The sequence below is a fragment of the Streptomyces echinoruber genome, from assembly GCF_014651135.1.
GTDB lineage: Bacteria > Actinomycetota > Actinomycetes > Streptomycetales > Streptomycetaceae > Streptomyces > Streptomyces echinoruber.
In genome coordinates this window covers 42,107-64,331 of sequence record NZ_BMWH01000007.1, presented here as the reverse complement: position 1 = coordinate 64,331, position 22,225 = coordinate 42,107, and the positions used below count along the sequence as shown (strand labels likewise).

Genomic DNA, 22,225 nt, shown 5'->3' with positions numbered 1-22,225 from the left:
TTCGGACGGCAATGCTGGGGTACCGTCAGAAGAACTGTCTTATCAGACTCACTATGGCAGGAGGGACGGGGCGGCACCGCTCCGTATGGATGGACGTGAAGCGATACTTCCGTGGGCCGGTCATGTGGATCGTGCTGGCCGTCCTTGCCGTGGTCGTGTTGATGCAGGTCGTCGGCTCGTCCGGTGGCTACAAGACGGTGGACACCGGCCAGGTCGTCCAGGCGATCAATACCAACAAGGTCGAGTCGGCCAAGCTCACCACCGGTGACGAGCAGACCATCAAGGTCCAGCTCAAGGACGGTGTGAAGGTCAGCGGCGCCTCGAAGATCCAGGCCAGCTACATCGGCGACCAAGGCGTCAACATCGCCACCACGCTGCAGAACAAGTACGAGCAGAAGCAGATCCCGAAGGGCTACACGGTCTCGCCGTCCAAGCAGAACCCCTTCGTCAGCGTCCTGCTCTCGCTGCTGCCCTTCGTCCTCATCGTCGTCGTCTTCCTGTTCCTGATGAACCAGATGCAGGGCGGCGGCTCCCGGGTGATGAACTTCGGCAAGTCCAAGGCCAAGCTCATCACCAAGGACACGCCCAAGACGACGTTCGCCGACGTCGCCGGCGCGGACGAGGCCGTCGAGGAACTCCAGGAGATCAAGGAGTTCCTGCAGGAACCGGCCAAGTTTCAGGCCGTCGGCGCCAAGATCCCCAAGGGCGTCCTGCTCTACGGTCCGCCCGGCACCGGCAAGACGCTGCTCGCGCGCGCCGTCGCCGGCGAGGCCGGGGTGCCCTTCTACTCGATCTCCGGCTCCGACTTCGTCGAGATGTTCGTCGGCGTCGGCGCCTCCCGCGTCCGCGACCTGTTCGAACAGGCCAAGGCCAACGCCCCGGCGATCGTCTTCGTCGACGAGATCGACGCCGTCGGCCGCCACCGCGGCGCCGGCCTCGGCGGCGGACACGACGAGCGCGAGCAGACCCTGAACCAGCTGCTCGTCGAGATGGACGGCTTCGACGTCAAGGGCGGCGTCATCCTCATCGCCGCCACCAACCGGCCCGACATCCTCGACCCCGCCCTGCTGCGCCCCGGCCGCTTCGACCGGCAGATCGCCGTCGACCGGCCCGACAAGCAGGGCCGCCTGGAGATCCTCAAGGTCCACCAGAAGGGCAAGCCCGTCGCGCCCGACGTCGACCTGGAGGCCGTCGCCCGCCGCACCCCCGGCATGACCGGCGCCGACCTCGCCAACGTCCTGAACGAGGCCGCGCTGCTGACGGCCCGCAGCGACAAGAAGCTGATCGACAACAAGATGCTCGACGAGGCCATCGACCGCGTGGTCGCCGGCCCGCAGAAGCGCACCCGGATCATGTCGGACAAGGAGAAGAAGATCACCGCGTACCACGAGGGCGGACACGCCCTGGTCGCGGCGGCCTCCCCGAACTCCGACCCCGTCCACAAGATCACCATCCTGTCCCGCGGCCGCGCCCTCGGCTACACCATGGTCCTGCCGGACGAGGACAAGTACTCCACCACGCGCAACGAGATGCTCGACCAGCTCGCCTACATGCTGGGCGGCCGTGCGGCCGAGGAACTGGTCTTCCACGACCCGACCACGGGCGCCGCGAACGACATCGAGAAGGCCACCAACCTGGCCCGCGCGATGGTCACCCAGTACGGCATGACCGAGCGCCTCGGCGCGATCAAGTTCGGCAGCGACAACAGCGAGCCGTTCCTCGGACGTGAGATGGCCCACCAGCGCGACTACTCCGAGGAGGTCGCCGCGCTGGTCGACGAAGAGGTCAAGAAGCTCATCGAGAACGCGCACAACGAGGCCTGGGAGATCCTGGTCGAGAACCGCGACGTCCTCGACAACCTCGTCCTCGCCCTCCTGGAGAAGGAGACCCTCGGCAAGGAGGAGATCGCCGAGATCTTCGCCCCGGTCGTCAAGCGCCCGCCGCGGCCCGCCTGGACCGGCTCCTCCCGCCGCACCCCGTCCACCCGCCCGCCGGTGCTCTCCCCGAAGGAGCTGGCCCTGACCAACGGCGCGAACGGCGCGACGGCGTCGATCAGCACGGTCAAGTCCACGACCGAGACCGCCACCCCGGAGCCGTCCCCGGAGGACCGCTCCGACGGCTGACCCGCCCGGCAGCGGGTGGGTGATCCACCCCACCGGCCACGGAATGGATGCCGCGCCCCCCTGGTTCTAGCCTGGGGGGCGCGGCATTGCTGTGACATGCCCGCACGCAGGACATCTTCAGGAACGAGGCACCACATGACCGACCCCGTGACGCTGGCCGGCGAGCACCGCATCGGCGAGTTCGACGAGAAGCGCGCCGAGAACGCCGTGCGGGAACTCCTCATCGCGGTCGGCGAGGACCCGGACCGCGAGGGGCTGCGCGAGACACCGGCACGGGTGGCGCGGGCGTACCGGGAGATATTCGCGGGGCTGTGGCAGAAGCCCGAGGACGTCCTGACGACGACGTTCGACCTCGGACACGACGAGATGGTGCTGGTGAAGGACATCGAGGTCATGTCCTCGTGTGAACATCATCTGGTGCCATTCGTCGGAGTTGCCCATGTTGGGTACATTCCGTCCGTCGACGGCAAGATCACCGGCCTCTCCAAACTGGCTCGGCTGGTGGATGTGTACGCCCGGCGCCCGCAGGTGCAGGAACGACTCACCACGCAGATCGCCGACTCCCTGATGAAGATCCTGGAGCCGCGCGGAGTGATCGTCGTCGTCGAGTGCGAGCACATGTGCATGACGATGCGCGGGGTTCGGAAGCCCGGCGCCAAGACCATTACGTCGGCGGTGCGCGGTCAGTTGCGGGACCCCGCCACCCGCAATGAGGCGATGAGCCTCATCATGGCGGACTGATCACCGGCTTCGCCGCCTCAGGCTGCCGGGGCGGTTCCCGGGTCGTTGTGGTGTTCGTCGTCCTCCGGGAGGCGGCAGACGTGCTGGAGGAAGAGGGCGGCCGCTATGACGCCGATGCCCGCCACGACCGACAGGCCGGCGTAGATGGCCTGGTCGCGGCGGGGCGGGATGTCGAGCAGCTCCAGGAGGAAGACGCCGGTGCCGCCGTACATGCCGGCGACGAGGGCGGCCACCAGGGCGCTGGCCTGGCCGAAGACGACGGCGCGGGCGGCCATGAGGGGGTCGACGCCCTTGGCGTCGGGCACGCGCTCGCGCTGGGCCTTGAGGCGGGCGCGCAGGGACAGGGCCGTGGAGAGCAGGACGACGGCGATCAGCGCGAGGACGATCGGGGCGGCCAGGGGGACGCTGGGGAGCGTCCCCACCGCGTTCCACAGGCGGGCGCCCGCCCAGGACAGCACCCCGGCGGCGACGAACAGACCGGCCAGCACCCTGATGCGCAGCTCTCTCACGGTGTCCCTTCAGCCCATGCCCGTCCTCGGTGGTGGCCGGCGCGCGGCCGTCTTGACCTTAACGGTTACTCGGGCAGCCGGAGTTCCAGGTCCGTGCGGGGTGCGACGCCCGTGCGCGTGACGGTGCCGAGGAGGGCGGCGACGGCGCCGCGGCCGGGCAGGTGCGCCTCGGGGTCGATGTCGTGCCAGGGGGCGAGGACGAAGGCGCGTTCGTGGGCGCGCGGGTGGGGCAGGGTGAGCTGCGGGTCGTCGGAGACGACGTCGGCGTAGGCGACGATGTCCACGTCGAGGGTGCGCGGGCCCCAGCGTTCGTCGCGCACCCGGTGGAAGGCCTCCTCGACGGCGTGCGCCCGCTCCAGGAGGGAGGACGGGGGGAGGGTCGTTTTCAGGACGACGACGGCGTTGAAGTACGACGGCTGGGTGCCGGGCTCGACGCCCCACGGCTCGGTCTCGTAGACGGGGGAGACCGCCTTGACCCGGACGCCGGGCGTGTCGGCGAGGGCGTCGACGGCTCCCTGGAGGGTCTCCAGGCGGTTGCCGAGGTTCGAGCCGAGGGAGATCACGGCCCGCTGGGGGTTGTGCAGGGTGGTGTCGGCGGCGTCCACCTTCTCGGTGACGGAGGCGGGCACCGGCTGGACGGTCGGGTCGCTGGGGCCTTTCAGGAAGGGTGCGGTCATACTCGGCTCCGGGTGATGGTGACGGTCACGTCGTCGAAGGGGACGGTGATCGGCGCGTCCGGCTTGTGGACGCAGACCTCGACCTCCTGGACCCCCTCGTGCTTCAGACAGGCCTGGGCGATGCGCTCGGCGAGCGTCTCGATGAGGTTCACGGGCTCGCCCTCGACGACGGCCACGGCCTCCTCGGCCACGATGCCGTAGTGCACCGTCTTCGCCAGGTCGTCGTCGGCCGCGGCCGGCCGGGTGTCCAGGCCCAGGACGAGGTCGACGATGAAGGTCTGGCCTTCCTCCCGTTCCCTGGGGAACACCCCGTGGTGCCCGCGGGCCTTCAGGCCGCGCAGCGCGACACGATCCACGCGAATCACTCCTGCACTCGTCGGTTGCGGCCAATGGCGCCGGATGCGGTCGGCGCCGTCGGCCGCCACCGAATCTACCTGCGGGCACGGACGGTGCCGGGCCGCGGGGCGCGGCGCCGGGCCGGCGGCTCCGGAGGTTCACCGCGTGTTTCCCCCGGTGCGGCCGGCAGCTCACGGGTCGGTAGCCGCGCCCCTACCCAGGGACGGAGGGCTCCAACCGTGTGGCGGTCCTCAGGGCGCCTACCCGCTCAGGCGGGGGTGTCATCGGCCCCGTCGGCCCGGTCGTCCTCGTCCTCGTCGTTTTCGGCCAGGACGGGGGAGGCGTGGTGGGACCAGAGTTTCCAGCCCGCCGGGGTGCGCCGGAACACGTTGGTGGCGACCACGAGTTGCCCGACGAGCGGCCCGGGGCCGTCGCTGCCCTCGGGGGCGGGTCCGCTGCTGAGGATGTTCTCCGTGCAGGTCACCAGGGCCGTGTCGCCGGTGACGGAGACGTGTACGTCGGTGAGGAAGAACTGGATGTAGTCGGTGTTCGCCATGATCAGGGCGTACGAGCGCAGCACCTCGCCGCGGCCGGTGAGCACCGGCCAGCCGGGGTGCACGCAGGAGATCACGGCGGCGTCGGCCGGGTCGTGGTAGGTCTCGTCGATGCCCAGGTCGGCGGGGGTGAGCCAGAGCGAGGTCAGTTCCTCGAAGTCGCCCCGCTCGAGCGCCTCGTAGTAGGCGGTGTTGGCGAGTTCGACGTCCTCGACGTCGGTGTGGGGGGCGCTCACCGGGTTCCTTCGGGCGTGTCGTGCGTCGTGCGCGCCTGCTGCACGGCGCGTACGACGCGTACCGCGTCCGCCGTCGCGCGCACCTCGTGGACCCGTACGGCCCACGCGCCGGCCTGCGCGGCGAGCGCGGAGACGGCGGCCGTGGCGGCGTCGCGCTCGCGGGCGGGGGGCGGGGTGCCGTCGGGGCCGGCCAGGACGCGGCCGAGGAACCGTTTGCGGGAGGCGGCGACGAGGAGGGGGTGGCCGAGGGCGAGCAGGCGGTCGAGGTGGGCGAGGAGGGCGAGGTCGTGCTCGGCGTCCTTGGAGAAGCCCAGGCCGGGGTCGACGATGACGCGGTCGGCGGCGACGCCGCCCGCGAGGACGGCCTCCACGCGGGCGCGCAGTTCGTCGACGACCTCGGTGACCACGTCGTCGTAGACGCCCTTGACGGTCTCGCCCCGCAGCAGGCCGCGCCAGTGCATGACGACGAAGGGGACGCCGGCGTCCGCGACGACCGGGACCATGTCGGGGTCGGCGAGGCCGCCGCTGACGTCGTTGACGAGGGTGGCGCCGGCGGCGAGGGCCTGTGCGGCGACGGAGGCGCGCATGGTGTCGACGGAGATCGTCACGCCTTCCGAGGCGAGGCCGCGGACGACGGGGACGACGCGGCGCAGTTCCTCGGCCTCGTCGACGCGGGTCGCTCCCGGGCGGGTGGACTCGCCGCCGACGTCGACCAGGTCGGCGCCCTGGGCGACCAGGTCGAGGCCGTGCTTGACGGCGGCCGTCGTGTCGAACCAGCGGCCGCCGTCGGAGAAGGAGTCGGGGGTGACGTTGACCACGCCCATCACCGCGCACCGGTCCCACTCCGGCAGCCCTGCGACGTGCCCGCGTCCGCTCTGCTTGCTCATACGTTCAGCCTAGGCCCACGGGTGGCATCCGGCGGCCGGGGTGGGCCGGGGTGGGCCGGGGGGTGGCGGGGCCGGTTGCGGGTCCTCGGCGGCGTCGGCCGCGAGTCTCCGGCGGCGTCGGCTGCACGCCTCCGGCATCGTCGGCCGCGAGCTCCCGAGGGCTTCGGCCGCGAGTCCCGGCATCGTCGGCCGCGAGTCCCGGCACCGTCGGCCGCAGGCTCCCCGGCGGTGCATGGCCCAAGCGGAAGCCCCCCGGGGTGGAGGGAGGGGGAGGGGCTTCCGCCCGGGTCGGTCGGGGATCCCCGGGGCGTCAGGCCGTCTGCATGTCGCGGTGGGCCGGTTCGCGTTCGGGGGTGCGGTGGGCGCAGGGGCGCGGGGCGGCGGCGCGGCGGCGCAGGAAGCGGGGCAGCGGCAGGGCGAGGTCGACGAAGCCCTCCGCGCGCAGGTAGGCGAAGCCGAGGCGCGGCAGGTCGGCGGCGGTGCGGTAGACCACGAAGCGCGGCTCCCAGCGCGGCTGGAACTTGGCGTTGAACTTGTACAGCGACTCGATCTGGAACCACCGGGAGAGGAACAGCAGCAGTCCCCGCCAGGCGCGCAGCACCGGGCCGGCGCCGATCTTCTCGCCGCGTGCCAGCGCGGAGCGGAACACGGCGAAGTTGAGCGAGATCCGCTCGATGCCGAACTTCGGTGCGGCCTGCAGCGCGGCGACGATGAGCAGCTCGTTCATGCCGGGGTCGGCCGAGCGGTCGCGGCGCATCAGGTCCAGGGAGGCGCCGTTGGGGCCCCAGGGCACGAAGTGCAGGATCGCCTTGAGGTCGCCGTGGGGGCCCGGTTCGGCGTCCGGTTTGTGGGCGGTGGCGATGAGGCAGTCGCCGTCGGCGGGGTCGCCGATGCGGCCGAGGGCCATGGAGAAGCCGCGCTCGGTCTCGGTGCCGCGCCAGGCGTCGGCGGCGCGCCGGATGCGCTCCAGTTCGGCCTCGCCGAGGTCACGGACGCGCCGTACCCGGGTTTCGTAGCCGGCCCGCTCGATGCGCTTGACCATTTGGCGGACGTTGCGCATCGCGCGTCCGGCGAGCGAGAAATCCGCGACGTCCACCACCGCCTCGTCGCCGAGTTCGAGGGCGTCCAGGCCGGTCTCGCGCACCCACACCTGGGCGCCGGTCTCGGAGCAGCCGACGACGGCGGGGGTCCAGGAGTGGGCCCTGGCCTCGTCCATGAACCGTTCGATGGCGCCGGGCCAGGCCTCGACGTCGCCGATGGGGTCGCCGCTGGCCAGCATGACGCCGGAGACGACGCGGTAGGTGACGGCCGCCTTGCCGCTGGGGGAGAACACGACGGCCTTGTCGCGGCGCAGCGCGAAGTGGCCGAGGGAGTCGCGGCCGCCGTGCCCGGCCAGCAGGGCGCGCAGGCGGGCCTCGTCCTCCTCGGTGAGCTGCGCGGCCGGGTGTTCGGGGCGGAAGGCCAGGTAGATGGTGGTGACGGCGGTGAGCAGTCCCAGGGCGCCGAGGGAGTAGCCGACGGTCCAGGAGGTGTCGCCCTGGTAGTCGACGGGGCCCTCGAAGCCGAAGAGGCCGTACAGGACGTGCGTCAGCCGGTCGGCCAGGCTCGGGTCGCCGACGATGCGGTGCGGGTGGACGCTGACGATGACCAGTCCGAGCACGAGGGAACCGGCGCTCATGAGGACGAAGTTCGCCAGCGCCCGCCACCGGCTGCGCGGGTCGGGCAGGGCGGAGAAGGCGCTGCGGTACCGCACGAGTACGGCCAGCAGGGCGAGGGAGATCAGCGCGCCGACGACGGAGTGCCGGTACACGAACTGCGCCACCGCGCCCGCCGGCAGCAGCGCGACCCCGGCCCGCCAGGCCCGGCGCTTGGCGCGCTTGAGGCCGTGCGCGAGCAGCAGGAGCAGCACGCCCGCGCTGAGCGAGAGGGCGGCGGCGAACGGGCCGAGCGCGCCGGGCAGCACCTCGACCAGGTGGTGCATACGGCTGTGCCGGAACCGGGGGAAGACCCCGGCGGCGATGTCCAGAAGGCCCACCAGGGCGCACGCCCGGCCGACGAGCGCGGGGACGGCCTCGGGACGCGGAGCTCTCAGCGCGCGCCGCGCACGTCCGGATCGGCCTGGAACCGCTTCCGACATTTCCCCATCTGTCCTGACAGACATCGCATCCCGTAGTTCTGCGAGAGACCTTGGATCCGGTGCCGATTCGGGCATCCGGCGACATTGCGCCCTCTAGGACGGTGTCTCGGGGATACAGGTTCACTCCCCATCGGAAAGCCGATTCAAAGGCCGGGAAAAGCCCGGGGCAAGCTCGTGTCAAGAGTGCGTCGGCGGGCTGCCCGGGGCGGGACGACGCAGGCAGGAGCCCATGGGTCTGACGAGCGACAAGGTGCTGGTGCTGGCGGTCGGCTGTGCGGTGGCGCTGTTCGCCGGCACGGTGTGGTGCTGGCCGCGGCTCGCGCGGCGCGGCTGGCGGGCGGTGGGCGGGCGGATCGGCCTGCTGCTGGCCACGCAGCTGTCCCTGTTCGCCACCGCGGGCCTCGCCGTGAACCAGGCCTTCGGGTTCTACGCCGACTGGGCCGACCTGCTCGGGCGGGAAACCGCCCAGGGCGTGGTCGTCGACCACGCCACGGTGGCCGGCGGCGCGGGCGGCGCGCTGCGGGTGACGGACGCGCGCGACCTGCCGGCGGCCGGCGGGGCGCGGCCCGGGACGGCGGGGCGGATCCAGCGGGTCGAGATCTCCGGCCGTACCACGCACCTGACCGTGCCCGCGTACGTGTACCTGCCGCCGGAGTACTTCCGGCCGCGGTACCGCACCCGTACGTTCCCGGCGGCCGTGGTGCTCACCGGCTACCCCGGCACCGCCCGGGCGCTGGTGGACAAGCTGCACTACCCGCACACGGCGCACGCGCTGGCGAAGGACGGGCGGATGCGGCCGATGGTCCTGGTGATGCTGCGGCCTACGGTGGCGCCGCCGCGGGACACCGAGTGCGTGGACGTGCCCGGCGGGCCGCGGGCGGAGTCCTTCTTCGCGCGGGACCTGCCGGACGCCGTGGCGGCGCACTACCGGGTGGGGCGCGGGCCGGGCGGGTGGGGGATCATCGGCGATTCCACCGGCGGCTACTGCGCGCTGAAACTGGCGCTGCACCATCCGGAGGTGTACGCGGCGGGCGCGGGGCTGTCCGCGTACTACAAGGCGCCGACCGATCCGACGACGGGGGATCTGTTCCACCGGAACAAAGACCTGAAGAATCGTTCCGACCTGTGGTGGTGTCTCAAGCACCTGCGGGCGCCCGCGACTTCGCTGCTCGTCACCAGCAGCAGGGCCGGCGAGCCGAACTACAAGGACACGCTGAAGTTCATAGAACGGGTGAAGGCGACCGGCCGCACCGGTATCTCGTCGATCATCCTCGACAGTGGCGGCCACAACTTCACCACCTGGCGGCGGGAGATCCCGGCCGCGCTGCAGTGGCTGAGCGAGCGGCTCGACGACCGGTGACGATCCCGGAACGGGCGGGAGACGATCCCGGAACGGGCGGGAATCGGCGAAACTTCGAATTCACTCTTCCGCGCGGGGGAGAGCTGACGCACTGTGAACACTCGGGTATGGCTGTCTTTTTACGGTGCGGGGCACCACGATTCGCCTACGCGCGGTAAGTTTCTGGCCATGCCACGTGGACGTCACCGCCATTCCCCGCCCCTGCACAGAATGCTTCCTCCCGCGGCGATCGCCGGCGTCTCCCTCGTGTGCGCCCTCGGCCCCTGGCTGTTCACGGAGCCGGCGGTGCTCCGCACCCTGGCCGCGGTCGCGGCGGCCACGGCACTCGTCGGCGCGGCCGTCATGCGCCGCTGGGACGTGCAGGCGGGCAAGCGCGTCGCCGACCTCGTCCGCGCGCGTGCGAGCGACGAGTGGCGCTTCGAGGAACGCCTCGCCGAACTCGAGACCGACCTCGAGGAGGCCCGCGAACTGCGCGGCCGGCTGGAGCAGAAGCTGCGCGCCAAGCGCGCGGAACTGGCGGCCCTGCGCAACGAGCACGCGGCGCTGCTGCGCCGGTACGCCACGGCGGAGACCGAGCGCGCCAGCGCCCTGGAGGGCCGCCGCCTGCTCGAACTGGAGGCCGCGGTGCCCGCCGAGGACACCGACGCCGCCGGCGCCACCGATGCCACCGACAACGCCGACGGCTTTGCCGGGCCGGCGCCCGAGGACGCCCCGGCGCAGACCGGTCTCTCCTCGCCCGAGGGCGCCCGCCTCTTCCAGCGCGCCGCCCAGGCCCTGGCCCGGCTCGCCGGCGCCGACGACGACGAGCGGACGCGGGACGCCTCCGCCGAGCGGCGGGCGGCCGCGTCCGAGGCGGAGGCGCAGGCGGACGGGGAGCGGGACGGGGACGGGCCGGCCGCCGCCGACGGGCACCGGCGCACGGCCGCCCCGGAGGCGGCCGCCCGCGGCGGCGTCCCCGGGCGGCAGCCGTCCGGCCACTTCACCGTGCCGCCCGCGAAGGCCGTCGTACCGCCCGCCCCGGTGCGGCCCCCGGCGGCCGAGGGCGGCTTCGACTTCTTCGGCACGAAGAAGGGCTCGCCCAAGCGGTCCGCCGCCGCCGGCCTGGGCGGCGTGCAGAACGAGGACCTCGCCGACGTCGTCGGCCAGGAAGCCCTCGCCCTGCACAAGGCCGAGACCGAGTCCCGCTACAAGCCGGCCGGCGAGGACGCGCGCGGTGTGGGACAGGTCATCGACCTGACGGCCCACGACGAGACCGAGCAGATCGACCTGCAGGGGCTGCGCAGCAAGGTGTCGTGACGCGGCGTCGGGGGCGGGGCCGGGGCCGGGGCGCCGCGTCGTGAGGCGGCGGCAGGCCCCGCGGGGCGCCGTGGCACGGCCGCGGAACGGTACGGGGCGCACGGGCACGCGCGGGGGAGACCGGCGGCACCAGCACTCGCGCGCTGGGAGACCGGCGGCGCCGGCACCCGAGTGCGGGGGAGACCGGCGGCCCCGCGCGCGTGGCGCGTCCCTACGTCATCCACCGGTCCGGCCGCGCCCCCGCCGCCCGGTGCGCGGGCGCGCCGCCGGCGCGTGCAACAGGCGCGCGGCCTCGCCGGTGTCCCGGAGCCGGGCCGTGACCGTCCGGCCGGCGCCCGTGTCGACGGGGACGTCGGCGACCCGCCGCAGCCGCTGCCACGGCCCCTGGGCGAGCCGTACGCTCCGCACCCTGGCGTGCGGGACGCGGGCGAGGCGGCGCCGCAGCAGCCCGTGCCGCGCCGCGCACACCACGTCGGTGACGGCCAGGCCGTACCCCCGTCACCCCCGCCACCGCACCGGCGCGCCCCGCCCGCCGGCTTCTCGCGGCTCCCCGTCTCCACGGGCTCGGGGGACGTAGGGGAAACTGTCTCCATGACCCCCACGACTCAGACCACGGTCGGGATCGGCGGTGCCGCGGAGAGCACCGACATGGTGCTCAACATCGGGCCCCAGCACCCGTCCACGCACGGCGTGCTGCGGCTGCGGCTGGTGCTGGACGGGGAGCGCATCACACGCGCGGAGCCGGTGGTGGGCTACATGCACCGGGGCGCGGAGAAGCTGTTCGAGGCCCGCGACTACCGGCAGATCATCATGCTCGCCAACCGCCACGACTGGCTGTCGGCGTTCTCCAACGAGCTCGGCGTGGTGCTCGCCGTGGAGCGGATGCTCGGCATGGAGGTGCCCGAGCGCGCGGTGTGGACGCGCACGCTGCTCGCGGAGCTGAACCGGGTGCTCAACCACCTGATGTTCCTCGGCTCCTACCCGCTGGAGCTGGGCGGGATCACGCCGGTGTTCTACGCGTTCCGGGAGCGCGAGACGCTGCAGAACGTCATGGAGGAGGTCTCCGGCGGGCGCATGCACTACATGTTCAACCGCGTCGGCGGCCTCAAGGAGGATCTGCCGGCCGGCTGGACCACGCGGGCGCGGGCCGCCGTCGCCGCGGTGCGCTCCCGCATGGACGTCTTCGACGACCTCGTCCTCGGCAACGAGATCTTCCGGGGGCGCACACGGGGCGTGGGAGTGCTCACGCCCGAGACGGTGCACGCCTACGGCGTGAGCGGGCCCATCGCGCGCGCCTCCGGCGTCGACTTCGACCTGCGGCGCGACGAGCCGTACCTGGCCTACGCCGACCTCAAGGACACCCTCCGGGTCGTCACCCGGCGCGAGGGCGACTGCCTGGCCCGCTTCGAGTGCCTGCTGGAGCAGACGCACAACTCGCTGGACCTGGCCGACGCCTGCCTGGACCGGCTCGCCGAGCTGCCGCCCGGCCCGGTCAACCAGCGGCTGCCGAAGGTGCTGAAGGCGCCCGAGGGACACACCTACGCCTGGACGGAGAACCCGCTCGGGCTCAACGGCTACTACCTGGTCAGCAAGGGCGACAAGACGCCGTACCGGCTCAAGCTGCGCTCGGCGTCGTACAACAACATCCAGGCGCTGACCGAGCTGCTGCCGGGGACGCTGGTGGCGGACATGGTGGCGATCCTGGGGTCACTGTTCTTCGTCGTCGGCGACATCGACAAATAGGGAGGATGAGGCTGCCGGGTCGGCTGGATCGGCCGAGACGGATGGGGCTGCCGGGGCGGTGAGGCCGGTGAACAGGTCGTCGAGCAGGCCGGCCGTCCCGCGGCCCACGGGCTGGAGCAGCCAGCCGAAGTCGCCGAGCCCGCCGGCCGCGGTCAGCTCGGCGGCCTCGCCGGCGCGCGCGAGGGCGCGCACGTAGGCGGCGGGGTCGGTGGAGGCGAGCGCGAGCGGGGGGCGTGCGCCGGTCAGGCCGAGGGCGCGCAGGGCGTCGCGCTGCGTCAGGACGCGCCCGCCGGGCAGGGCGCACGCGTCGAGCGCCACGTGCGCGGTGAGGTCGCACGACCCGTCGGGCACCGGCGCCGTCTCCCGCCCCTCCCGGAAGCCGGTGAGCGTCCCGTACGCCGGGCGCGCGTGCGCCGTGTGCGCGTAGTCCACGGCGACCGCGAGCCCCCGCTCCAGCGACGCCACCGCCCCGGCCCATGCCGTGTCCCGGGGATGCCCGATCTCCGCCCGCCGCCCCTCCTCGGCGGGCAGCGGCCACCACCGCGCCAGCCACGCGGCGTCCGCTCCCGCCACCGGCGGCCCGAGCCGCTCGGTGCCGTCCGGCGCGACCAGCACCAGGCGCGCCGCGCCCGCGGCGTCCACCTCGGCGACGTCCAGGGGGACGTTGTCCAGCCACTCGTTGGCGAACAGCAGCCCCCGGGCGCCCGGCGGCGGTTCGGGCAGCCACTCGATACGGGGGTCCAGGCCGGCGGGCCGGTCGGCGATCTCGACGGCGCACACGCGCGTGCGGGCCGCCACCGGCTCGGGCAGCGCGGCCAGCACCCCGGCGGCCAGCTCCCCGCGCCCGGCCGCCATGTCCACGAAGTCCAGCCGCGGCGGCCGGTCCAGCGCCTCGTCCACCCGGCACAGCAGCCGCGCCACCGCCCACGCGAACAGCGGCGAGGCGTGCACGGACGTACGGAAGTGCCCGGCCGGGCCCTCCGGCCGCCGGTAGAACCCGCCGGGCCCGTACAGCGCCTCGGCCATGGCGGCCCGCCAGCCCCGCCAGTCCTGCGCGTTTCGCGCGTCCCGCTCGTCCCGCTCGTCCCGCCGGTCCTGCGGGCCGCGGGACGCGTCGCCCGCGGCCGCGTCCGCCCGTCCACCTGCCGTCTCGCCCGTCACACGGCAAGGCTAAGCATCCCGCACCGGCCACCCTCCACCTTGGGGAGTACGGGTATCGGGCCGGGATCGGTCCTCCGGTTGACTCCTGCACGCATCCCGCTTCCCTACGCTGGGTTACGTGCAGCGCCTCTATGACTTCCTCCGCAGGCACCCGACGTGGGTCGACGGCTTCTGGGCCCTCGTCCTGCTGGCGATGTCCGGCGTGAGCGCGTCGAGCATCAACGGGGCGCCGGACCGCCACGGCTCCCTGGCCGCGGCGATGGCGGTGAGCGTCGTGCTCGGCGTCGTCGTGACGCTGCGCCGCCGGATGCCGGAGAGGATGCTGCTGCTGGCCGCCGCGGTGGGGGTGGCGCAGCTCGCCGTGGACGTCGAGACGCTGCCGGCCGACTTCGCCCTGCTGGTGATCGTCTACACGGTCGCGGCGACCGGCGCCCGCTGGGCCTCCCGGCTGGGGCTGACCGCCGGCCTGTGCGCCGCGCCCCTGGCGCAGCTTCGCTGGCCGAACGAGCACACGAGCTTCGCCGGCAACCTCGCCCTCGTCGTCTTCCAGAGCGTGCCGTTCGCCCTGGCCTGGGTGCTGGGCGACTCGCTGCGCACCCGCCGCGCGTACTTCGCGCAGCTGGAGGAGCGCGCCGCCCGCCTGGAGAAGGAGCGCGAGGCGCAGGCGAAGGTCGCGGTCGCCGCCGAACGCGCCCGCATCGCACGCGAGTTGCACGACGTGGTGGCGCACAACGTGTCGGTGATGGTGGTGCAGGCCGACGGCGCCGCCTACGTCCTCGACTCCGCCCCCGACCAGGCGAAGAAGGCCCTGGAGACCATCTCTTCCACCGGCCGCCAGGCTCTTGCGGAGATGCGCCGCCTGCTGGGCGTGCTGCGCACCGGCGAGCACCAGGAGGCCGGCGAGTACGTTCCGCAGCCCGACGTGCGGCAGATCGAGGAGCTGGTCGAGCAGTGCCGCGCATCCGGGCTGCCGGTCGACTTCAAGGTCGAGGGCACCCCGCGCCCGCTGCCCAGCGGCGTCGAGCTGACCGCGTACCGCATCGTGCAGGAGGCGCTGACCAACACGCGCAAGCACGGCGGCCCCAACGTGGGCGCCAGCGTGCGGCTGGTCTACTTCGACGACGGACTCGGCCTGCTGGTGGAGGACGACGGCAAGGGCGCCCCGCACGAGCTGTACGAGGAGGGCGGCCTGGACGGGCAGGGCCACGGGCTGATCGGCATGCGCGAGCGGGTCGGTATGGTCGGCGGCACGCTGGACGCGGGTCCGCGCCCCGGCGGAGGCTTCCGCATCAGCGCCCTGCTGCCGCTCAAGCCCGCCCACTGAGCTGCCGCTGGAGCCCACCCACTGAGCTGCCGCTCGAGCCCGCCCGCCGACACGTGCACGACCAGCCGACCGACCGGAGGATGCCGCCATGCCGATCCGCGTGATGCTCGTCGACGACCAGGTGCTGCTGCGCACCGGATTCCGGATGGTGCTCGCCGCGCAGCCGGACATGGAGGTCGTCGCCGAGGCGGGCGACGGAGTGGAGGCCCTGCGGGCGCTGGAGTCCACGTCCGTCGACGTCGTCCTGATGGACGTGCGCATGCCGAAGCTGGACGGGGTGGAGGCCACCCGCCGCATCTGCGTCCGGCCCGACCCGCCCAAGGTGCTCATACTGACCACCTTCGACCTCGACGAGTACGCCTTCTCCGGGCTGAAGGCGGGCGCCTCCGGCTTCCTGCTCAAGGACGTGCCGCCCGGCGACCTGCTCGCCGCGATCCGCGCCGTGCACAGCGGCGACGCGGTCGTCGCGCCCTCCACCACCCGCCGCCTGCTGGACCGCTTCGCACCGATGCTGCCCTCGCCCGGCGGGCGGCCGCAGCACAAGGAGCTGGAGCGGCTCACCGAGCGGGAGCGGGAGGTGATGATGCTGGTCGCACAGGGCCTGTCCAACGGCGAGATCGCGCAGCGGCTGGTGCTGTCGGAGGCGACCGTCAAGACCCACGTGGGCCGCATCCTGACCAAGCTGGGGCTGCGGGACCGGGTGCAGGTGGTCGTCCTCGCCTACGAGACGGGGCTGGTGCGGGCGGGCGGACACGGCTGACGGGCGGAAGACCGAGGACCGGGCACGGCTGACGGGCGGAAGACCGGGGCGCCGGGCACGGCTGACGGGCGGAAGACCGGGATACCGGGCACGGCTGACGGAGGAAAGGCCGGGAGCGTTCGATGCTGTTGTGGATCAACGGCCCCTTCGGCGGGGGCAAGACACAGACCGCGTACGAGATCCGGCGCCGCCTGCCCGGCAGCGTGGTCTGCGATCCGGAGCACGCCGGTTTCGGGCTGCGCAGGGTGCTGCCGCCGCCGCTGCGGGGCGACTTCCGGGACCTGGTCTCCTGGCGGCGGGGTGTGGTCGAGGTGCTCGACCTGGCCCTGCGCGGGCACCCCGGCGTCGTCATCGCGCCCATGACCGTCACCGACCCCCGCCACTTCGCCGAGACCGTCGGGCGGCTGCACGAACTCGGCCATGACGTACGGCACTTCACGCTGCTCGCCGAGCGGGAGACGGTGCTGCGGCGGCTGCGGGAACGCGGCCTCGGGCACCTGCTGCAGTTCGCCGCGGGGAAGAAGGCGGGCCTGGGAAGGGAGAGTTGGGCGGTCCGGCAGCTCGACCACTGCCTGGAGCGGCTGCGCGGGCCGGAGTTCGCCGAGCACGTGTGGACGGACCACACGAGCGTGCCGCGGACGGCGGAGATCGTCGCCGCCCGGGCCGGCCTGACGCTCGCCCCGAACCCCGACGGGGCGGTGCGCAACCGGCTGCGGCAGGCGCGCGTCGGACTCCGGCACATCCGGTTCGACTGAGCCCTCCCCGGAACGCCCCGGAACGCCCTGGAACGCTCCGGCGCACCCCGGAACACCCTCCCGCGGCGCGCGACCCCGTGCCCGCGGTGCGACCCGGCCGTCGGGTCCGGCAGTATCCGACGGCAGTACCCGATGGCCGTACCCGACGGCCGTACCTACCGGACCTGGCGGGGGACGCCCTCCGGAAAACCGTCGCCGAGCCGGGCCGCGAAGTCGCCCACCGCCGCCCGCACGTCGTCCGCCGTCCACTCCAGCCCCGCGGCCTGCACGGACACCTCCGTGCAGGCCAGGCCGGGGCCCTTCGGGTCCCAGGCATGGGCGAAGAGCAGTGTCCCGGTCTCCTCGGCGGTGCGGACCGCGGCCTCGGCGAGGACGTCGGCGTCGTAGGGCAGCCACAGCTGGAACTCGTGGGTGTGCGGCACCTCGGGGTGCACCCGGGCCCACGGCACCCCGGCCGCAGCGAGGCCCTCGCGCAGCGCGGCGGCCACCACGCGCGCGTGCCGCACGTAGTCGGGCAGCCGGGGCAGTTCCCGCTCCAGCCCGACGAGCGCCGCCAGCACGGTCGGGAACTGCTGGAAGACCTGGCCGCCGTAGCGGTGCCGCCAGGTCTTCGCCTCGTCGACCAGCGTGCTCGGCCCGGCGAGGGCCGCGCCGCCGTAGCCGCCGAGGGACTTGTAGAAGGACACGTAGACGCTGTCGGCCAGGGCCGCGATCTCGTCGAGGGGGCGGCCGAAGTGGACGGTGGTCTCCCACAGGCGCGCGCCGTCGACGTGCACCACCGCGTCGCGCTCGCGCGCCGCCTCCACCACCGCGCACAGCTCCTCCCAGGTGGGCAGCAGGAAACCGGCGTCCCGCAGCGGCAGTTCGAGCATGAGCGCGCCGAACGGCTCGGGCAGCTCGCGCACCTCCCGGGCGGTGGTGGGCCGCGGCTCGGTGGTGACGTGGAGCGGGCGCAGCCCGGTGACCTGGCTCAGGGCGTGGCGTTCGTGCACCTCGGGGTGGGCGAGGGCGTGCAGGGCGACGGCCGGGTTGCCGGTGCGGCCCGCCCAGCAGCGCAGGGCGACCTGCTGGGCCATCGTCCCGGTGGGGAAGAACGCGGCTGCTTCGGTGCCGAGCAGCCCGGCGATCTTCCGCTCCAGGGCCTCGACGACGCCGTCGCCGTAGAGGTCGCCGCGCTCGTCGAGGTCGTACACCTCGCCGGCCCGCTCCAGCAGCGCCAGCCGCTCGCGCAGGGTGCCCAGGTAACCGGGGCGGGCGAGGACGCGCCGCACGCTCCGGCACGCGGCGCGGCGCCGTTCGCGCAGCGCGGCGCGCCGTTCCTCGTCCGATGCCGCCCGCTCTTCCTGGTCCGTGGCCGTCCGCTCTTCCTCCGTGGCCGCCCCTGCCCCCTCCGCGGCCGCTTCCGCGGGCTTTCGGTTCCGTGCCGTCGTACTACCGTCGTCCGCCGTGTCCGCCGTGTCGCTCATGGCCGGGATCATCCCGCGGGCGGCCGCTCGCGGTCACCCGTGTTTCCCGTGTTTTCCGTGTTTCCGCCCGGCCCGCGCGCGGCGGCGGAGCGTCACGAAGGCCCACGGTCCGTGGACGGCCGAACACCCTTCGAACCGATCGCGTTAACATGACGAGAAATCGTCCGGTACCCCGAGCGGACTGGAACGGGAAGGCCGCCGTCGCGTGAGTACATTCCAGCAGGCAGACCCCAGGGACCGCCCCGCGCGGCTCACCGTCGGCGTCGTGGGCGCCGGACGCGTGGGTCCCGCGCTGGCCGCGTCCCTCCAACTCGCCGGGCACCGCCCGGTGGCCGTCTCCGGGGTCTCCGACGCCTCCCGGCGCCGCGCCGCGCAACTGCTGCCCGACGTGCCCCTGGTCCCGCCCGCCGAGGTCCTGGAGCGGGCCGAGCTGGTGCTGCTGACCGTCCCCGACGACGCGCTGCCCGGCCTGGTCGAGGGCCTGGCCGCCACCCGGGCGGTGCGGCCGGGGCAGCTGCTCGTGCACACCTCCGGGCGCTACGGCACGCGCGTGCTGGACCCGGCCCGGCGCGCGGGCGCGCTGCCGCTCGCGCTGCACCCGGCGATGACCTTCACCGGCACCCCCGTCGACGTGCAGCGGCTCGCCGGCTGCCCGTTCGGCGTCACCGCCCCCGAGGAACTGCGGCTGGCCGCCGAGGCCCTGGTCATCGAGATGGGCGGCGAGCCGGAGTGGATCGCCGAGGAGATGCGCCCGCTGTACCACGCGGCCCTCGCCCTGGGCGCCAACCACCTGGTGACGCTGGTCGCCCAGGCCATGGAGCTGCTGCGCACGGCCGGTGTCGGGGCTCCCGACCGGATGCTCGGCCCGCTGCTCGGCGCCGCCCTCGACAACGCGCTGCGCTCCGGCGACGCCGCCCTGACCGGCCCCGTCGCGCGCGGGGACGCCGGCACCGTCGCCGCGCACGTCGCCGAGTTGCGCCGGCACTCCCCGCAGACCGTCGCCGGCTACCTGGCGATGGCCCGCGCCACCGCCGACCGCGCCCTCGCCCACGGCCTGCTCAAGCCCGAGCTGGCCGAGAACCTGCTGGAGGTCCTCGCCGACGGCACGGGCGGCGCGCACGGCACGGGCGGCGCGGCCGGGCCCGAGGGCACCCCGGGGAACACGCCGTGACCCGGGCCGGTTTCCCCAGCGGCGGCGCCCTGCGGCCCGTTTCCCGGCCCGCGCGCGGGCCCCGTACGACGGGACGGCTCCGTACGACGGGACGGCCCCGTACGGCCGTACGGCCATGCGCGACCGGCCGGCCCCGCGCGACCGCCCGGCCCCGTACGACCGGACGCCCGCCGCACGCGCCCGGCGCCGCCCGCGCCGCGTCCCCCACCGCCCCCGAGGGCCGTCCGCGTGCGGGCGCGCCCGAGAACGGAGACCTGCGATGACCACAGCCCTGCTGCGCACCGCCGACGAGCTGCGTGCCCGCGCACGCGTGGGCCGCCGCGCCGTCGTGATGACCATGGGCGCTCTGCACGAGGGCCACGCCACCCTGATCCGCACCGCGCGCGAGACCGTCGGCCGCGACGGCGAGGTCGTCGTCACCGTCTTCGTCAATCCGCTGCAGTTCGGGCAGGGGGAGGACCTCGACCGTTACCCGCGCACCCTGGAGGCCGACGTCAAGCTCGCCGAACAGGCGGGCGCCGACGTCGTGTTCGCCCCTTCCGTGGAGGAGGTCTACCCCGGCGGCGAACCCCAGGTCCGGATCAGCGCCGGACCCATGGGGGAGCGCCTGGAGGGCGCCTTCCGGCCCGGACACTTCGACGGCATGCTCACCGTCGTCGCCAAGCTGCTCCACCTCACCGCCCCGGACGTGGCCCTCTACGGCCAGAAGGACGCCCAGCAGCTCGCCCTGATCCGCCGCATGGTGCGCGACCTGAACTTCCCCGTCGAGATCGTCGCCGTCCCCACCGTGCGCGAGGAGGACGGGCTGGCCCTCTCCAGCCGCAACCGCTACCTCGCCCCGCAGGAGCGGCGCACCGCGCTCGCCCTCTCCCGCGCCCTGTTCGCCGGCCGGGACCGGCACGTGGCGCAGGAGGCGCTGCGCGCGCGGGCCCGCGAGGTGCCCTCCACGCACGCGCGCGCCGAGGCGCTGAGCGCCCTGGGCGAGGCCCGCGCGGCCGCCGACGCTGAGGCCGTGGCCAAAGCGGCGCCGAGCGGCCCCAAGGCCGTGCTGGCCGCCGCCCGCCACGTGCTGGACGAGGCCGCCCGCCTCGATCCGCCTCTGCGCCTGGACTACCTCGCCCTCGTCGACCCGTCCGACTTCACCGACGTGCCCGACGACTTCACCGGCGAGGCCGTCCTCGCCGTCGCGGCCCGGGTCGGCACGACCCGGCTGATCGACAACATCCCCCTCACCTTCGGAGCCGCCTCGTGACCAGCACAGGCATACGACTGCACGCGCCCGCCCCCGGGTGGTCGATCCCGGCGGACGTGGTGGTCGTCGGCTCCGGCGTGGCCGGCCTGACCGCCGCCCTGCGCTGCCAGGCCGCCGGCCTGGACACCGTCGTCGTCACCAAGGCCCGCCTCGACGACGGCTCCACCCGCTGGGCCCAGGGCGGCATCGCCGCCGCCCTCGGCGAGGGCGACACCCCCGCACAGCACCTGCGGGACACCCTCGTCGCGGGCGCCGGGCTGTGCGACGAGGAGGCCGTGCGCATCCTCGTCACCGAGGGCCCCGACGCCGTACGGCGGCTGATCTCCACCGGCGCCCGGTTCGACACCGACGAGGCGGGCGGCATCCAGCTCACCCGCGAGGGCGGCCACCACCGCCGCCGCATCGCCCACGCGGGCGGCGACGCCACCGGCGCCGAGATCTCCCGCGCGCTGGTGGCGGCCGTGCGCGCACGCGGGGTGCGCACCGTCGAGAACGCGCTCGTGCTGGACCTGCTCACCGACGCCGAGGGCCGCACCGCCGGCGTCACCCTGCACGTCATGGGCGAGGGCCAGCACGACGGCGTGGGCGCCGTGCACGCCCCCGCCGTCGTGCTGGCCACGGGCGGCATGGGGCAGGTCTACTCGGCCACCACCAACCCGGCGGTGTCCACCGGCGACGGCGTGGCCCTGGCGCTGCGGGCCGGCGCGGAGGTCTCCGACCTGGAGTTCGTGCAGTTCCACCCGACGGTGCTGTTCCTCGGCCCGGACGCCGAGGGCCAGCAGCCCCTGGTCTCCGAGGCGGTGCGCGGCGAGGGCGCCCACCTGGTCGACGCCGGCGGCGTGCGCTTCATGGTCGGCCGGCACGAGCTGGCCGAGCTGGCGCCCCGGGACATCGTCGCCAAGGGCATCATGCGCCGCATGCGGGAGCAGGACGCCGAGCACATGTTCCTCGACGCCCGCCACTTCGGCGCCGAGATGTGGCAGCACCGCTTCCCGACCATCCTGGCCGCCTGCCGCGCCCACGGCATCGACCCGGTCACCGAGCCCATCCCGGTCGCCCCGGCCGCCCACTACGCCTCCGGCGGCGTGCGCACCGACTCCCGCGGCCGCACCACCGTCCCCGGCCTGTACGCGTGCGGCGAGGTCGCCTGCACCGGCGTGCACGGCGCCAACCGCCTCGCCTCCAACTCCCTCCTGGAGGGCCTGGTGTACGCCGAGCGCATCGCCGCCGACATCGCGGCCGGCCGTGCCGGGGGCGGTCTGCCCGCGCGGGTGCCCGAGCCCGTCCCGCAGCCGGCGAAGCCCGCCCACCCCCTGCTCGCCCCCGAGGCCCGCTTCGCCATCCAGCGGATCATGACCGAGGGCGCCGGCGTGCTCCGCTCGGCCGAGTCCCTGCAGAAGGCCGCCGACCAGCTCGAACGGCTGCACACCGAGGCGCGCGACGCCCTCGACGTGCACGGCAAGACGGCCGAGCCCGGTGTCGACACCTGGGAGGCCACCAACCTGCTGTGCGTGGCCCGCGTCCTGGTCGCCGCCGCCCGGCTGCGCGAGGAGACCCGCGGCTGCCACTGGCGCGAGGACCGCCCCGAGCGGGACGACACGGCCTGGCGCCGCCACATCGTCGTACGGCTCAACCCGGACCGCACCCTGGCCGTGCGGACCACCGACACAGCAGACTTCCCCCCGACCCGTCCCCAGGCGTCTCCCGCGCCCCACCGTCCCCAGGAGCAGTGACCGA

19 protein-coding genes and 1 pseudogene are annotated in these 22,225 nt (G+C 74.1%); 11 read left to right on the top strand and 9 right to left on the bottom strand.

Annotation, left to right across the window (positions count from 1 at the left end; all coding sequences use genetic code 11):
• Window positions 1-89 precede the first annotated feature (89 nt).
• Window positions 90-2,123 (top strand): ATP-dependent zinc metalloprotease FtsH, encoded by a 2,034-nt coding sequence (ftsH, locus tag IE225_RS11950; protein ID WP_190057422.1) that lies wholly within the window; start codon window positions 90-92, stop codon window positions 2,121-2,123.
• 135 nt (window positions 2,124-2,258) lie between these two features.
• Window positions 2,259-2,864: a GTP cyclohydrolase I FolE gene (gene folE, locus IE225_RS11945; protein ID WP_190057421.1), complete on the top strand. Its 606-nt coding sequence runs from the start codon at window positions 2,259-2,261 to the stop codon at window positions 2,862-2,864.
• 17 nt (window positions 2,865-2,881) lie between these two features.
• On the opposite strand, the gene IE225_RS11940 is transcribed toward folE, so the two are convergent.
• The 6 genes from IE225_RS11940 to IE225_RS11915 all read right to left on the bottom strand — a co-directional run bounded on the left by IE225_RS11940 (window position 2,882) and on the right by IE225_RS11915 (window position 8,200).
• Window positions 2,882-3,373 carry a DUF3180 domain-containing protein gene (locus IE225_RS11940; protein WP_190057420.1) on the bottom strand — a complete coding sequence of 164 codons (492 nt, stop codon included), beginning with the start codon at window positions 3,371-3,373 and terminating at the stop codon, window positions 2,882-2,884.
• A 65-nt stretch (window positions 3,374-3,438) separates the two neighbouring features.
• Window positions 3,439-4,050 carry a 2-amino-4-hydroxy-6-hydroxymethyldihydropteridine diphosphokinase gene (gene folK, locus IE225_RS11935; RefSeq protein WP_190057419.1) on the bottom strand — a complete coding sequence of 204 codons (612 nt, stop codon included), beginning with the start codon at window positions 4,048-4,050 and terminating at the stop codon, window positions 3,439-3,441.
• On the bottom strand, window positions 4,047-4,406 hold the full coding sequence (folB, locus tag IE225_RS11930) for a dihydroneopterin aldolase (protein ID WP_190057418.1): 360 nt from the start codon (window positions 4,404-4,406) through the stop codon (window positions 4,047-4,049). The genes folK and folB overlap by 4 nt, the downstream gene beginning before the upstream one ends.
• A gap of 248 nt (window positions 4,407-4,654) precedes the next feature.
• Entirely contained in the window at window positions 4,655-5,176 is a 522-nt protein-coding gene (locus IE225_RS11925; protein ID WP_190057417.1) for a nuclear transport factor 2 family protein, read from the bottom strand.
• On the bottom strand, window positions 5,173-6,063 hold the full coding sequence (gene folP, locus IE225_RS11920) for a dihydropteroate synthase (protein WP_190057416.1): 891 nt from the start codon (window positions 6,061-6,063) through the stop codon (window positions 5,173-5,175). The genes IE225_RS11925 and folP overlap by 4 nt, the downstream gene beginning before the upstream one ends.
• Window positions 6,064-6,373: 310 nt before the next feature.
• The gene (locus IE225_RS11915; RefSeq protein WP_190057415.1) at window positions 6,374-8,200 is read right to left on the bottom strand and encodes a phosphatidylglycerol lysyltransferase domain-containing protein; all 1,827 of its coding nucleotides are present in this window, start codon (window positions 8,198-8,200) and stop codon (window positions 6,374-6,376) included.
• A 229-nt stretch (window positions 8,201-8,429) separates the two neighbouring features.
• Between IE225_RS11915 and IE225_RS11910 the strand changes: the two genes are divergently transcribed.
• Both IE225_RS11910 and IE225_RS11905 read left to right on the top strand, forming a co-directional pair.
• Complete coding sequence (locus tag IE225_RS11910; RefSeq protein WP_190057414.1) at window positions 8,430-9,560, top strand: alpha/beta hydrolase; 1,131 nt, start codon at window positions 8,430-8,432, stop codon at window positions 9,558-9,560.
• A 210-nt stretch (window positions 9,561-9,770) separates the two neighbouring features.
• Entirely contained in the window at window positions 9,771-10,856 is a 1,086-nt protein-coding gene (locus IE225_RS11905) for a coiled-coil domain-containing protein (RefSeq protein WP_229879457.1), read from the top strand.
• Window positions 10,857-11,067: 211 nt separating this feature from the next.
• Here the strand turns inward: IE225_RS11905 and IE225_RS11900 are convergent.
• Window positions 11,068-11,354, bottom strand: a pseudogene (locus tag IE225_RS11900) (PH domain-containing protein); the annotation flags it as partial.
• A 93-nt stretch (window positions 11,355-11,447) separates the two neighbouring features.
• Here IE225_RS11900 and IE225_RS11895 point away from each other — a divergent pair.
• Window positions 11,448-12,599: an NADH-quinone oxidoreductase subunit D gene (locus IE225_RS11895; protein ID WP_190057412.1), complete on the top strand. Its 1,152-nt coding sequence runs from the start codon at window positions 11,448-11,450 to the stop codon at window positions 12,597-12,599.
• Here IE225_RS11895 and IE225_RS11890 read toward each other — a convergent pair.
• A complete protein-coding gene (locus IE225_RS11890; protein WP_190057534.1) occupies window positions 12,564-13,625 on the bottom strand; it encodes an SAM-dependent methyltransferase in 1,062 nt (353 codons plus the stop codon). The genes IE225_RS11895 and IE225_RS11890 overlap by 36 nt on opposite strands.
• 253 nt (window positions 13,626-13,878) lie before the next feature.
• Between IE225_RS11890 and IE225_RS11885 the strand changes: the two genes are divergently transcribed.
• The 3 genes from IE225_RS11885 (at window position 13,879) to IE225_RS11875 (ending at window position 16,599) form a co-directional block, all read left to right on the top strand.
• Complete coding sequence (locus IE225_RS11885) at window positions 13,879-15,084, top strand: sensor histidine kinase (RefSeq protein ID WP_190057411.1); 1,206 nt, start codon at window positions 13,879-13,881, stop codon at window positions 15,082-15,084.
• An 88-nt stretch (window positions 15,085-15,172) separates the two neighbouring features.
• Entirely contained in the window at window positions 15,173-15,844 is a 672-nt protein-coding gene (locus IE225_RS11880) for a response regulator (RefSeq protein ID WP_190057410.1), read from the top strand.
• A 122-nt stretch (window positions 15,845-15,966) separates the two neighbouring features.
• Window positions 15,967-16,599, top strand: a complete 633-nt coding sequence (locus IE225_RS11875) for an ATP-binding protein (protein ID WP_190057409.1) — start codon at window positions 15,967-15,969, stop codon at window positions 16,597-16,599.
• Between the two features lie 155 nt (window positions 16,600-16,754).
• On the opposite strand, the gene IE225_RS11870 is transcribed toward IE225_RS11875, so the two are convergent.
• On the bottom strand, window positions 16,755-18,065 hold the full coding sequence (locus IE225_RS11870) for a threonine aldolase family protein (protein ID WP_373303170.1): 1,311 nt from the start codon (window positions 18,063-18,065) through the stop codon (window positions 16,755-16,757).
• 205 nt (window positions 18,066-18,270) lie between these two features.
• Here IE225_RS11870 and IE225_RS11865 point away from each other — a divergent pair, with 205 nt between their 5' ends.
• From IE225_RS11865 to IE225_RS11855, 3 genes are all read left to right on the top strand, one after another.
• Complete coding sequence (locus tag IE225_RS11865; protein WP_190057407.1) at window positions 18,271-19,236, top strand: Rossmann-like and DUF2520 domain-containing protein; 966 nt, start codon at window positions 18,271-18,273, stop codon at window positions 19,234-19,236.
• Window positions 19,237-19,495: 259 nt separating this feature from the next.
• A complete protein-coding gene (gene panC, locus IE225_RS11860) occupies window positions 19,496-20,488 on the top strand; it encodes a pantoate--beta-alanine ligase (protein WP_190057406.1) in 993 nt (330 codons plus the stop codon).
• Window positions 20,485-22,221 (top strand): L-aspartate oxidase, encoded by a 1,737-nt coding sequence (locus IE225_RS11855; protein WP_190057405.1) that lies wholly within the window; start codon window positions 20,485-20,487, stop codon window positions 22,219-22,221. Before panC ends, IE225_RS11855 begins: the two co-directional genes overlap by 4 nt.
• Window positions 22,222-22,225: the final 4 nt, after the last annotated feature.

Excerpts from the sequence above, each read along its gene's own strand:
- ftsH (WP_190057422.1), top strand. The coding sequence starts at position 90 with ATGGACGTGAAGCGATACTTCCGTGGGCCGGTCATGTGGATCGTGCTG.
- folE (WP_190057421.1), top strand. The coding sequence starts at position 2,259 with ATGACCGACCCCGTGACGCTGGCCGGCGAGCACCGCATCGGCGAGTTC.
- folK (WP_190057419.1), bottom strand. The coding sequence starts at position 4,050 with ATGACCGCACCCTTCCTGAAAGGCCCCAGCGACCCGACCGTCCAGCCG.
- folP (WP_190057416.1), bottom strand. The coding sequence starts at position 6,063 with ATGAGCAAGCAGAGCGGACGCGGGCACGTCGCAGGGCTGCCGGAGTGG.
- IE225_RS11915 (WP_190057415.1), bottom strand. The coding sequence starts at position 8,200 with ATGTCGGAAGCGGTTCCAGGCCGATCCGGACGTGCGCGGCGCGCGCTG.
- IE225_RS11910 (WP_190057414.1), top strand. The coding sequence starts at position 8,430 with ATGGGTCTGACGAGCGACAAGGTGCTGGTGCTGGCGGTCGGCTGTGCG.
- IE225_RS11905 (WP_229879457.1), top strand. The coding sequence starts at position 9,771 with ATGCTTCCTCCCGCGGCGATCGCCGGCGTCTCCCTCGTGTGCGCCCTC.
- IE225_RS11895 (WP_190057412.1), top strand. The coding sequence starts at position 11,448 with ATGACCCCCACGACTCAGACCACGGTCGGGATCGGCGGTGCCGCGGAG.
- IE225_RS11890 (WP_190057534.1), bottom strand. The coding sequence starts at position 13,625 with ATGGCCGAGGCGCTGTACGGGCCCGGCGGGTTCTACCGGCGGCCGGAG.
- IE225_RS11880 (WP_190057410.1), top strand. The coding sequence starts at position 15,173 with ATGCCGATCCGCGTGATGCTCGTCGACGACCAGGTGCTGCTGCGCACC.
- IE225_RS11875 (WP_190057409.1), top strand. The coding sequence starts at position 15,967 with ATGCTGTTGTGGATCAACGGCCCCTTCGGCGGGGGCAAGACACAGACC.
- IE225_RS11870 (WP_373303170.1), bottom strand. The coding sequence starts at position 18,065 with ATGAGCGACACGGCGGACACGGCGGACGACGGTAGTACGACGGCACGG.
- panC (WP_190057406.1), top strand. The coding sequence starts at position 19,496 with ATGACCACAGCCCTGCTGCGCACCGCCGACGAGCTGCGTGCCCGCGCA.